Source organism: Paenalcaligenes sp. DL 309, assembly GCF_057475285.1.
The window spans coordinates 1-334 of record NZ_JBYBKW010000051.1; the positions used below are offsets into that span (position 1 = coordinate 1).

1 protein-coding gene is annotated in these 334 nt (G+C 42.5%); it reads left to right on the top strand.

Features of this window, described 5'->3' with window-relative positions; genetic code table 11:
- A partial coding sequence (locus AC2UZJ_RS12575) for a DDE-type integrase/transposase/recombinase (RefSeq protein ID WP_486950460.1) occupies positions 1–334 on the top strand: 334 nt, incomplete at both ends.

The window sequence follows — 334 nt, forward strand, 5'->3', positions numbered from 1 at the left end:
TGTTTCAGATCAGTTGGCCACAGGACGCCGCTTTCGAGTCTTAAATATCGTGGATGATTTTAGTCGTGAAATGGTGGGCCAGCTCGTTTCCATTTCTATTTCAGGCCATCAAGTCGCCCGTTATTTATCGGAATTAATTGAAGTACGAGGTAAACCGGAAGCTATTGTTTGTGATAACGGCCCAGAATACACCGGTAAAGCCCTATTTTTTTGGAGCAAAATGCATCAAGTGCAACTCAATTTTATCCAACCCGGTAAGCCGACGCAGAATGCATTTGTGGAAAGTCTGAATGGTAAATTTAGGAATGAGTGTTTGAACTTACACTGGTTCAGA